9 protein-coding genes are annotated in these 10,826 nt (G+C 49.1%); 7 read left to right on the forward strand and 2 right to left on the reverse strand.

All coding sequences use genetic code 11. The annotated features are described in order from the left end of the window. Positions 1–36 precede the first annotated feature (36 nt). From DCW36_RS10705 to DCW36_RS10725, 5 genes are all read left to right on the forward strand, one after another. A complete protein-coding gene (locus tag DCW36_RS10705; protein ID WP_114784152.1) occupies positions 37–1,149 on the forward strand; it encodes a S1C family serine protease in 1,113 nt (370 codons plus the stop codon). Between the two features lie 172 nt (positions 1,150–1,321). Further along, entirely contained in the window at positions 1,322–2,020 is a 699-nt protein-coding gene (locus DCW36_RS10710; RefSeq protein WP_114784154.1) for a fasciclin domain-containing protein, read from the forward strand. Between the two features lie 422 nt (positions 2,021–2,442). Beyond that, positions 2,443–3,141: a fasciclin domain-containing protein gene (locus DCW36_RS10715; RefSeq protein ID WP_114784156.1), complete on the forward strand. Its 699-nt coding sequence runs from the start codon at positions 2,443–2,445 to the stop codon at positions 3,139–3,141. A gap of 148 nt (positions 3,142–3,289) precedes the next feature. Further along, on the forward strand, positions 3,290–3,820 hold the full coding sequence (locus DCW36_RS10720) for a hypothetical protein (RefSeq protein WP_114784158.1): 531 nt from the start codon (positions 3,290–3,292) through the stop codon (positions 3,818–3,820). 272 nt (positions 3,821–4,092) lie between these two features. Continuing rightward, positions 4,093–4,689, forward strand: coding sequence for a DUF4142 domain-containing protein (locus DCW36_RS10725; RefSeq protein WP_164891103.1), 597 nt, complete (start codon positions 4,093–4,095; stop codon positions 4,687–4,689). Positions 4,690–4,749: 60 nt separating this feature from the next. Here the strand turns inward: DCW36_RS10725 and DCW36_RS10730 are convergent, their stop codons facing one another. Further along, complete coding sequence (locus DCW36_RS10730; RefSeq protein ID WP_114784162.1) at positions 4,750–5,301, reverse strand: arylesterase; 552 nt, start codon at positions 5,299–5,301, stop codon at positions 4,750–4,752. A 387-nt stretch (positions 5,302–5,688) separates the two neighbouring features. On the opposite strand from DCW36_RS10730, the gene DCW36_RS10735 reads away from it, so the two are divergent. Beyond that, positions 5,689–7,794 (forward strand): carboxy terminal-processing peptidase, encoded by a 2,106-nt coding sequence (locus tag DCW36_RS10735; RefSeq protein WP_114784164.1) that lies wholly within the window; start codon positions 5,689–5,691, stop codon positions 7,792–7,794. A gap of 181 nt (positions 7,795–7,975) precedes the next feature. On the opposite strand, the gene DCW36_RS10740 is transcribed toward DCW36_RS10735, so the two are convergent. After that, a complete protein-coding gene (locus DCW36_RS10740; protein WP_114784166.1) occupies positions 7,976–9,142 on the reverse strand; it encodes a trans-sulfuration enzyme family protein in 1,167 nt (388 codons plus the stop codon). Between the two features lie 260 nt (positions 9,143–9,402). Between DCW36_RS10740 and DCW36_RS10745 the strand changes: the two genes are divergently transcribed. Continuing rightward, on the forward strand, positions 9,403–10,431 hold the full coding sequence (locus DCW36_RS10745) for a hypothetical protein (protein WP_114784168.1): 1,029 nt from the start codon (positions 9,403–9,405) through the stop codon (positions 10,429–10,431). Positions 10,432–10,826 lie beyond the last annotated feature (395 nt).

Genomic DNA, 10,826 nt, shown 5'->3' on the forward strand with positions numbered 1-10,826 from the left:
GCGTTACCGCTCCGGAACGTTTTAGAAAAATAAAAGATGATTGATAACCGCATTTATGAACAAATAGAGCGATACCTGGGTGGTGGAATGCCTGCAGAGGAGAAAGCCGCCTTCGAGGCGCTGCTCCAGACAGATCCACGACTTGCCACCAAGGTACGTGAGCATAAACAACTGCTTCAGGCAATACAGCAGTATGGGCAGCGGCAGTCACTTAAACAAAAGCTGAATAACATCCACCGTTCCATGGAAGCAGAGGCCGCTCCTGTAGCTGTAACCCCTGCGCCTGCAACGCCGGCCATGTGGCAGGTTTTCTGGAAAAAGCATATGCAGACAGTAGCCGTGGCAGCCAGTGTATCGTTGCTGTCGGTGTTTGGCACCCTCTGGAGCGTGCAGCAGCTAAAAGAGCCCGTGCAGCAGCAGTCGGCGCGCTATGTGGAGCTTCGCCGTGAGGTCGAGAAGATCAAACAGGAGCAGCGTGCGCTCATCAACGGCATCCTTAATCCGGAACCCGAAAAAGTTGCGCCACGCCCGGCCCGTTTCAGTGGCACCGGTTTTGCCATCAGCTCCGACGGCTACCTGGTTACCAACTCGCACGTAATAGCCGGCGCCGATTCTGTGATGGTAGAAAACAAGGCCGGACTGAAGTATAAAGTTACCGAAGTATACCGCGACAAAGTACACGACCTAGCTATCCTCAGAATCGAAGATCCTTCTTTTGAGGGTTTTGGCAAACTGCCTTACACGTTTAAAACAGATGAGTCGGATTTGGGCGAAAAAGTGTTTACGCTGGGCTATCCGCGCGAAGATATTGTTTTCGGGGAAGGCTCGCTTAGCTCTGCCTCCGGCTTCGAAGGCGACACTACCGCTTACCAGATCTCCATACCGCTAAACCCAGGCAACAGCGGCGGTCCGCTCCTCGACGACAAGGGCAACCTGATCGGGATTATCAGTGGCAAACAGGCAGGCCAGGAAGGCGCCGCCTTTGCCGTTAAGTCAGCATATCTACTTAAAGTGATATCCGAACTACCGGCTACCGACAACTTCAAACTGTTGACTTCACCAAAATATAACAGTTTATCGGGCCACAACAGGCCGCAGCAGCTCAAAAAGCTAAAAGACTATGTTTTTGTGGTAAAAGTATATAATTAAGCAGCAAACAACTAAAAAGGGTTAGGCAACAGCAACAGCTTAACCCTTCTCCTCCCCCTCCTATAGTACAATTTTCATAACATTTTCTTTTCATATCAGTTTAATAGATAAATAACATCCGAAGCTTATTCTTGCTGCGGATGCATCATTTGTTTTACCTAAAACTGAAGCTATGAAAACGAATATATTAAACACAATAGCAGCGGCAGCTGTATTTTCTTTCACCTTATTCGGCTGCACCACTGCCTCCGAAAGCACCTTGGATGAATCGGTTACGGCCGTTACACCTGTAAGCGAAGGTGAGATGATAGACGAACAGGCAGAGTTTATGACCAGGTTTGAGGCGGAAACACGAAGTGCAGGTCTGGCACCGGCAGAAGCCGGCACGTATGAAAACATGTTTTCCGATGTTGCGAACACAGCAGATTACACCTTCCTGGAGTTGGCTAAAAAAAGCAGCGAACTCTCCACGTTTGTAGAACTGCTCGACGAAGCAGACATGATAACGGCGCTGGAAGAGTATACAGGACGCTCGTTCACTATTTTTGCGCCCACCAATGCGGCCTTTGACGCCATGCCTGCCGGTATGCTGGAGGAGTTACGAAAACCGGAGCACCGAAACCAGCTGATAAGATTACTTCAGGCACATATGTTAGTGGAGCCTGTAGCGGCTGCACAATTCACCGATAACCAGCAAATCCAGTTCGGACACACCTTGTACATCCCGGTTAAAGTTTCAGACGACGGTTCCCGCCAAGTTAATGTTGGGGGTGCAACAATTGTAAAACCTGATGTAAACGCTTCTAACGGCGTTATCCATGTAGTTGATGCTGTTGTTCAACCCGTTAATCCTTACAAGGAAGCGAAATAACCAGCTTATTCATAACTCAGAAGCCCTTCTCACCATGAAAGGGGCTTCTGTTTTATTTCTAAATCCACGCCTCCGACTGCAGCAGAAAACCCAACTGTAGGCTGGCAGCACCAACACCTTTCATCTCACCTTTATTTTTGCACTAATTAAAAAAAATGTTAATTATTTAAATTAACCAGGAAAGTAATTCGGCAATTAATCCATCAGCAAAACAGGCTATTTTACAAGCAAAACGAATACAACAAGAAGTAAAACAAGCTACTCTAAAATCAACCTATCCATTTTTAATACCATTCCGGATAACATTTTTCCGTAAAAACCAGTTTAATAATAACATCACCCCCTGCCACAGGGCTGCTCCTTTACATCAGCACCTGAAACGAAGCGGGGCGTGTAGTATTTGTTACCTAATAACATGAGCTATGAAAAAGAGAATAATAAACCCAATAGCAGCGGCAGCTGTATTTAGTGTTACCTTATTCAGCTGTGCCAGTTCCGACAACCAGACGGGAACTACAGCAATGGATACCACAACCATGACGGAGACCGAATCAGTAGCTGTAACAGAACCAATGGAAGGCGACTTCCAGGTGCAGTATGAGGCGGAAACCAGGAGCGGTGGTCTAGTACTAACAGACGAAATCCCGTATCACGATATGTTTGAGGAGATCGAGAACACCGAATCGTATAACCTCCTGGCGCTGGCCGGAACCAGCAGCAACCTGTCTACCTTCGTGGAATTGTTGCGCACAACCGGTATGATGGCTGCACTGGAAGCCGGAGACCGCTCCTTCACGTTGTTTGCGCCAACTAACGAGGCCTTTGCTGCGTTACCGGCAGGAAAACTGGAATATCTGTTGAAACCGGAAAACCGAGTGGAGCTGATTGATTTGCTTAACGCGCATATTCTGCCTTCGGAAGTAAGTTCTGCCCAGTTTAACAGCAGCCAGCGCATTACGCTGGAAGACGGCAGAATTGTACCGATCACAGTAAACAACCAGACGATCACGATTGGCGGCGCAACAGTGGTTAAAGACAACATAGAAGCGTCGAATGGTGTTATCCATGTAGTTGATGCTATTGTTACGCCCACTGAGGTGATCGGCCCTTACAACAAGTAAAAGAATGAACGATTTCCTAAACTATACCAGCAGCAGGATGATCCAATTCAAAATGTATCCTCCTTTGCAACTATAACTTTTAGAAGTCGTTTAGCTTTATTACCAAATCATATATTAACAACTCAGATTAAAACTAAGAAATAAAATTATGACAGATTACAGAGATAAAGACGGCATGATGACTGCCATGTTCACCGACAGGGAAAGTGCAGAACGCGCATATTCAGAACTTCGTGCCCGCGGATATGACAAAGACGAAATTAATGTGGTGATGTCTGACGATACCAGAAAGCGCCACTTCGGCCACGACAAGGTGGAAACAGAAATGGGAAATAAATCGCTGGAAGGTACGGGAGCCGGCTCGGCTATTGGTGGTACATTGGGTGCCATAGTGGGCGCCATTGCTGCCATTGGTACTTCGGTTGCCATTCCGGGCTTAGGCCTTGTGGTAGCTGGTCCGTTAGCTGCCGGTCTGGCAGGAGCTGGCGCCGGTGGTTTGGCTGGTGGCCTGATCGGGGCACTGGTGGGAGCCGGCATACCCGAAGAACGTGCTAAAGTGTACGAATCCGGTATCCGGGAAGGTAATATTGTATTGGCCTTCAGACCACATTCAGCAGAGGATGCCCGCTATTTTGAGAAGCATTTCCACAGTGTTCGGGGCGAGCACATTTATTACTAGATGTACAACATAGATAGAATAAACAGTCTGAAAAGGCCTGGCTTTCGTGAAAAAAGGAAGCCAGGCCTTTTCTTTTTCACCTGTGCTCCTTATTGCCTTTCCTGGTTAAGGAGCAGCGGCTATGGTGGCGGGTGCAGCAGACTTAAATTCAGCTTTAATGTCACTTTAAAACCATTTTATAGACCGTTCTGAGCAACTGAGGGCACTTTGGCAAACAAATTTTTACAGTTTCGTATGCTAGAAAAATGACCACTCACCAAACATATATCACTATGAAAAATATTTTAATAGTTACCTGTTTTCTCTTAAGCTCGCTTACCATTTTTTCGTGCGACTCAAATAGCGGGCAGGAAGCTGCAGACGGAGAGATAACTGCCATAGCAGGAGACACCGTTTCGCTCCCTGAAAAGAAGAAAAGACTGATTCCGGAAGCAGCCAACGCCGGTTTAATGCAGCTGGAGCTCGCTAAGCTGGCACTGGAACGAGGCAAAACCGATGACGTTAAACAGTATGCACAACTGATGGTAGATGTTTACACTACCAAAAAACAGGAGCTAAAAGATTATGCAGATTCTGAAAGCATAACCCTGCCCCAAAGCCTTACCGATAAACAGCAAAAGCATTTACAGAAACTCCGGGACACAGAGCCGGGCGAGTTTGACATGGAATACTGGGATGCCACCATCCGCGCCCATAAAGATGCCATTGATGAGTTTAACGATGTGCTGAAACTTAAAAAGGAGCGCAAAGGGAAGAAAATTGAGGCGAACAGTTTTGAACTCTGGGCAGTAAATACGCTAAAAGAAAAACATGCACAAATGGCCAATGCCATGGCTTACAGGCTGGACCTCAAAAACAGAGGCGCTTAGCAGTAGGTAAACTGCATTGCAGGTGAGGCGAAGCAACATTGCTGCTCCGCCTTCACTTTTTTACAGCACATCTTTCAGTACAGCCCAGGTATGGTTTGCCAGCAGCTTCTGCCCCTCTGCATTCGGATGCACCCCATCCGGCAGGTTCAGGTGCCGCATGCCTACTACGCCCTCAAGTAAAAAGGGAATCAGCGGAATATTGTTCTTTAAAGCCAGTTCCCGGAAGATCACCCGAAATTCGGCGGCGTAACGTCCGGGCACGATATCCGGTATTTCCATACCCGAAAGAATAATTTGCACCTCCGGCCACCTCCGCTTCACCTTATCTATAATTTCCTGCAGGTTCTGCGATGTTTCGCGGGCAGGTATCCCGCGCAGGCCATCATTTGCTCCCAAGGCCAGCACAAAAATGGATACCGGCTGGTCCAGCCAGCGCTCCACCCTGTGCACGCCACCTGCTGTGGTATCGCCGCTCATGCCGGCATTAATTACTTTATATTCAGTATACCCCTCCTCCTGCAACCGCTTCTGAATAATGGAAGGATAGGCGTTCGGAGCCTGCAATCCATAGCCTGCAGTCAGGCTGTCACCAAAAAAAAGAATTGTTTTCATGTTCCTCCCCTCCGGGTTATTTTAACAGACTCCTGCACGTCCGGCATCGCCCCGGGCACACAGCCAGGTTTTCATGATCAGCTTCCGGAGACAACGTCCTGGTTAGCCTCCCTACCGCCCGTTGCCATTTACCCGATGCACCTTCTATTAAAATTCTTCAAAGAATAATCTATTGTTTACCGCTAAGGAAACGAAAAAGCCAACGCAACAGTTATACTAAAAACATACGAAGGAACGTAAGCCGGACACAACAAAAAATCAGCAGAGCCGGCACTTTGTTGTTTCATAACAATTGTATACCTTACAGGTTAAAGTAATACTAACCGGTAAGCGAAATCTACGGCATTACTTTTGCGTATTACTTATTGGTTCAACTAAATTAAATAGATGTTATCCTTGACAACCAGATTTAAAATAGTGCTGTCGGTATTTGCAGTAATACTCCTGACAGCCTCCTTTATACTTTATAATAAAAACCGTGTACCGGAGGGGAAAAGCGAAATTCTTATAAAAGCCCTGATGCAGGGCCTCAATACCGGGCATTTCCATCCTGAAAAGCTGGATGATAACTTTTCGAAAAAGGTTTTCAATCTTTATCTCCAACGCCTCGACTACAACAAAAAGCTGTTGCTAGAGTCGGATGTGGCATTGCTGCGCAAGTACGAAACACAGATAGATGACCAGCTGAAAGCTGGCAGCTACGAAATTTTTGATGCCGCCGCCGACCTGATAGAGCAGCGCACCAAAGAATCTGAAGCGTATTTCAAGGAAATTCTGGACAAGCCATTCGACTACAATGTAGAGGAAACCATTGAGCTGGATGGTAAAAAGCTGCAGTTCGCTAAAAACAAATCAGAACTGAAAGATGCATGGCGGAAACAGTTAAAATACCAGACCCTGGTACAGATTTCAAACCTGCAGGAACGGCAGGAAGCGGCCCTGAAAAGCGATGCAAAGGCAGAAAAGAAAACTTTTGAGCAGTTGGAAGAAGAAGCCCGCAAAAACGTGCTGAAATCTTATGAGGAGCTGTACAAACGCCTGGGCCGCATGGAACGTGAAGAAAGACGTGCCACCTATATCAACGCCATTACCAACGTGTACGATCCGCACACGAACTACCTGCTTCCTAAAATGAAGAAGAACTTTGATATTGAGTTCTCCGGCGCCCTGGAAGGCATTGGTGCTTCGCTGCAGGAAAAAGACGGACAGATAAAAGTGATGGAGATTGTACCGGGCAGCCCGTCGCACCTGCAGGGAGAACTGAAACCCGGCGATGCTATTGTAAAAGTAGCGCAGGCCGACGACGAGCCGGTGCTGGTGGAAGGCATGCGCCTGGACGATGCCATCCAGCTGATCAGGGGCAAGAAAGGTACTGAAGTACGCCTGACGGTAAGAAAGCCCGACGGCAGCACGAAAATTATTCCTATTGTAAGAGACCTGATCATTATAGAAGATGGCTTTGCACAGTCTGCTGTTATCGATGGTCCGCAGAAGGTGGGTTATATCAACCTTCCGGGCTTCTATGCCGACTTTAACCGTAAGAGCGGCCGCAACAGTGGCGCCGACGTAAAACGCGAAGTCGAGAAGCTGAAAGCTGCCGGCATTAAAGGCCTGGTGCTTGACCTGCGCAACAACGGCGGTGGTTCACTTTCTGACGCCATCGAAATGGCTGGCCTGTTTATCGAACAAGGTCCTGTGGTACAGGTGAAAGCTGCCTCCGGCCAGTCAGCTGTGCTCGACGACCGTGATCCGCAGGTACAGTATGACGGTCCGCTTGTTATCCTGATCAACGGAAACAGTGCTTCCGCTTCCGAAATTCTGGCAGCGGCCATGCAGGACTACAAACGCGCTGTAATTGTAGGTAGCCCAAGCTACGGTAAAGGCACCGTGCAGCAGTTCTTTGAGCTGGACGAGATGCTGCCTTCGCAGTTCAATGCGTTTAAACCGTTTGGATCGCTGAAACTTACTACCCAGAAGTTCTACCGTATTAACGGCGGCACTACGCAGTTGCGCGGTGTGAAGCCGGATGTGGTGCTTCCGGATGCCTACAGCTACCTGGAAATGGGCGAGAAAGAGCAGGATTACCCGTTGCCGTTTGATGAAATTGCGCCTGCCAAGTATAAGCCATGGACCAGCAGCAAGATCAACTTTGCCAATATCCAGGCCAACAGCAAAAAGCGCATTGCACAGAACAAGAGCTTTAGCCTTATCGAGGAAAGCGCGCAGCGCCTGAAGCGCTTATCAGACAATACCACCCGCTCGCTCAAGTACACCACCTACCTGGAAGAGGAGAAAAAAGCGGAAGCGGAAGCAAAACGATTTGAGGAAGCCCAGAAAGAAGTGCCGGTGCTGGATGTGGAGCGCCTTGCAGCCGATCTGCGTACCATTAATTCCGACACGATCAAAATGGCCAGGAACAAAGACTTCATCAAGGGCATCAGTAAAGATGTTTACATAGAAGAAGCGGTGGCCATCATCCAGGATATGAAATAGTAACAATCAAAATGCACATACATAAAAGGAGCCGGTAGTATTGCCGGCTTTTTTTATGCCTTTTTGTTCTGCTGCAGCTGCCACCACAGCCTCTGCTCCTCTAAACCTAACAGAAAAAAAGAGCAGAGGCTGTGGTGGCAGCGGCAGCAGACTTTTAAACGCGTACGCAACACACACTCTATCAACCCGTTGCCATTTTATCAAAGGCATTCTCCAGGTCCTTTATCAGGTAAGCAGCATCTTCCAGCCCGATGTAAAACCGCACCAGGTTAAAAGGCAGTTTTGGCTTCAGCCTGCCCGGCGAATAAGCAGCAGCAATCGGGTAGATAAGCGACTCGTGCCCGCCCCAGGAAGCCGCCATCAGGAAATGCTCCAGCGTGTTGCAGAACAGCTCTACCTGCTCCATCTCCTGCGTTTTGAGCAGGATAGAAAACTGGCCGGTGTTGTTGCGCAGTTGCTTTTTTGCCAGCTCATACTGCGGGTGCGACGGCAGAAACGGGAAATGTACGCGCTCCACCTTCGGGTGCTGCTCCAGGTAAGCCACCACCTGCCGCGTCGTCTCCGCCACCCGCTCCATCCGGAGGGGCAGCGTACGCAGGCCCCGCAGCAGCAGCCAGGCATCGTGCGGGGAGAGCACAGCCCCCAGCACCATAAACTCAGAGCCGAAAATTTTATTGATCATCTCCCTGGAGCCGCACACGATACCACCCATCACATCGGAATGGCCGCCAATGTACTTGGTAGCCGAATGCACCACCAGGTCCACGCCCAGTTCCAGCGGCTTCTGGTTGATGGGCGTGGCAAAACTGTTGTCGATAATGGTAACCAGGTTATGCGCTTTGGCCATGGAGACGATGGCAGGAATGTCCTGCAGGTCGAACGTGAAGGAATTGGGGCTTTCCAGGTAAATAACTTTTGTGTTTGGTTTGAGGGCCTGCCTGAAATGCTCCGGGTTGGTACCGTCTACCATGGTTACTTCTACGCCAAAGCGGGGCAGGAAGCGGCGCATCAGGGCATTGGTCCAGGTGTAGGGTTTCCGAACGCTCACCACATGGTCGCCTGCCTGCACCTGCGAAAGCACCGCCGCCGACACGGCTCCCATACCGCTCCCGAAGGCAATGGCATGCTCCGCCCCCTCCAGCGCCGCAATCTTCTTCTCCAGTATCGTTACGGTTGGGTTGTTGCCCCGTGTATACAGGGTCGCCTCCGCCTCCTGGGTCAGCTTCTGACGCATGTCTGCTACCGTATCGGAGGCAAAATTGCTTGTCTGCAGAATCGGGGGCGACACGGCATTAAAGTACAACGCTCTATCCTCACCCAACGCATTGATGATGTAACTGATGTCCATAGTAACCATTTTTTAAAGCTATACCCTACATACCCTGCTTTCCGGGCAGATGTTTTACCGGATGCAGCAGCTTATTATTTCCTGCCCGGCAGCTACCAAAAAAGCATCGTGTGCTGCCGCTGTTCCAGCTCCAGGCCGACAGGAAAAAAACTTCTCGAATAAATTTCAAGTTATTGATTATCAAAAACTTTAGTTTACTAAAACATCTATATTTACAGCTCTTTCTGCAACTCCTGCACCTTAAAAATTGTTCTAATTATATGAAGGAGAAAGAAGAAAACAACATTATTTCGATATACCCCGAAGCGCAGAAACCGGAGGATAAGGAATGGCAGAAGTCAATTCCGGCACAGGTGTTTCTGAATTATTTTTTTGCCATTGCGCACCACCTGGAGCACTTCGACGATAGCGGTTTAAGCTCGCTTCCTTATTTCAGGGCAACACCACCTGAGCTTTCCGAACAGGATGCAGAGGCTATTAAGCAACTGCTGCTGAAAAGCTGGAGCACTGAGTATGCCTTACGCGCCACCGCCACGCTGGGCGACGAAGCCTATATGCGCTACGCCCTGCACTGGACATTCCCGCAGGCCTACTACACAGTATTTGCCGGCTTACAGGCCTTCCTGTATACCCGCGACATTAAAACCGAGGCAGAGGCGTTGGTACTGCGCGAAGCAGGCAGATTGGTCGTGAAAAGTGCATATCCGCGGGCAATTGGCTTTTACGCCTCTGGCCATTACGACGATTTTAAGGTGCACCGCCTGCCACTGGCACACTACAAACCAGGGCTGCAGTTAGCGGAAAAAGAACTGGAAGCACAATCGCAGATAGGCCAGTTCCTGCGCACCACCCGCCGCATCAAAGCCAGAACGGTAAGGCAACAGGTGCAGGCAAACCCAGCCACCGCCATCCGGAGCAGTCGCACCGGTGAAATACTGCAGAAATTCGGACCGCAGCACTGGCAGCAGCTAACATGGCGCGTGGGCTATACCACCATCTTCGATTTGCTGGCGCGTCTACGCATTTCGGCAAGCCAGCGGGAGATAGAGCGGTTTGTGGAGTCGGACATAGATTTCAGGCTGTTCCACGAGTCGCTGGTCCAGATCGTGAGCTACCTCAACGGCGTACACGAATGCTATGTGGCGCAGGCCATGGGGCTGCAGCAGTACCAGGCTTTTGTAGCGCAGCTACCGGAGCACCTGCAACCTTCTTTTGTAACCGACAGGCTGAGAGAGAAGGTAGAGCCGCTGCTGGCAGCTAACGACCAGTCCTTTAGAGCAGCCGCCTAAGGTGTACTGTTGTCTGAACCGCTGATTCGTGTGATTAAAATGATGTTTTTGATTATTTGTGTGAATCAGCATTTTAGAATCTTCTCCCCGAGGCCTGTCCCCTGACAGGCCTTTTCTTTTAGGAGAGGCAATGGTGGCAGGAGCAAAAGACTTTCTATCCGCCATTTGTATAAAGGGTTGAAAATCTTCAACCCCTACAAATTATACCTCTCTACCTTTCTAACTCCTAAACTTTCTAACTCCCAAACTCCCAAACTCTCTAACTTTCATCCCTCCCCAATAACGAATAACCAACAACGACTTTGTTGCAACGAGTCTGTCCTTTTCAAGATTTCTCTCTTAGAGCTGGTTTACGTTATTTTATAAGCCACAGGTATTCCCCTCTGTCGCAACAG

It is taken from the genome of Botryobacter ruber (assembly GCF_003347595.2).
Lineage (GTDB): Bacteria > Bacteroidota > Bacteroidia > Cytophagales > Hymenobacteraceae > Pontibacter > Pontibacter ruber_A.

Bases quoted from the DNA above. Each gene is read 5' to 3' on its own strand.
- DCW36_RS10705 (WP_114784152.1), top strand. From the start codon at position 37: ATGATTGATAACCGCATTTATGAACAAATAGAGCGATACCTGGGTGGT.
- DCW36_RS10710 (WP_114784154.1), top strand. From the start codon at position 1,322: ATGAAAACGAATATATTAAACACAATAGCAGCGGCAGCTGTATTTTCT.
- DCW36_RS10715 (WP_114784156.1), top strand. From the start codon at position 2,443: ATGAAAAAGAGAATAATAAACCCAATAGCAGCGGCAGCTGTATTTAGT.
- DCW36_RS10720 (WP_114784158.1), top strand. From the start codon at position 3,290: ATGACAGATTACAGAGATAAAGACGGCATGATGACTGCCATGTTCACC.
- DCW36_RS10725 (WP_164891103.1), top strand. From the start codon at position 4,093: ATGAAAAATATTTTAATAGTTACCTGTTTTCTCTTAAGCTCGCTTACC.
- DCW36_RS10730 (WP_114784162.1), bottom strand. From the start codon at position 5,301: ATGAAAACAATTCTTTTTTTTGGTGACAGCCTGACTGCAGGCTATGGA.
- DCW36_RS10735 (WP_114784164.1), top strand. From the start codon at position 5,689: ATGTTATCCTTGACAACCAGATTTAAAATAGTGCTGTCGGTATTTGCA.
- DCW36_RS10740 (WP_114784166.1), bottom strand. From the start codon at position 9,142: ATGGACATCAGTTACATCATCAATGCGTTGGGTGAGGATAGAGCGTTG.
- DCW36_RS10745 (WP_114784168.1), top strand. From the start codon at position 9,403: ATGAAGGAGAAAGAAGAAAACAACATTATTTCGATATACCCCGAAGCG.